Source organism: Enterococcus sp. HMSC076E04 (assembly GCF_001814285.1).
GTDB classification, from domain to species: Bacteria; Bacillota; Bacilli; order Lactobacillales; family Enterococcaceae; genus Enterococcus_B; species Enterococcus_B lactis.
On the sequence record NZ_KV815550.1, the window covers coordinates 1 to 329 of the forward strand.

Genomic DNA, 329 nt, shown 5'->3' on the forward strand with positions numbered 1-329 from the left:
TTTTCGTCATACACTGACCACACATAAGCACCATCCCAATAACGACCATTATTATAATAATTCGTAAATTCATTATTCCAAAGGTAAATATGCAGATGATCTTTATCTGGGAAAAGACGATCATTCAACTGGTTAAATTCTTCTTCCGTTCCTGCCGCTCCTTGAGGCGCATCAAGAAAAGAAGTCCGATAGATACCATCCTCAGCCCATAATGCTTTAGGGGTGACTCTTTTCGCCTTCATCATTTCTTTATTCACATAAATAGGATAATCTTTCATCTTGTCAAAAAATCGGATATCCGTATAGTTGATTTTTTCTTCTCTGAATTC

1 pseudogene is annotated in these 329 nt (G+C 36.5%); it reads right to left on the bottom strand.

Annotated features, from left to right (window positions below):
* A pseudogene (locus HMPREF2961_RS00075) lies at positions 1-329 on the bottom strand (hypothetical protein); the annotation flags it as partial.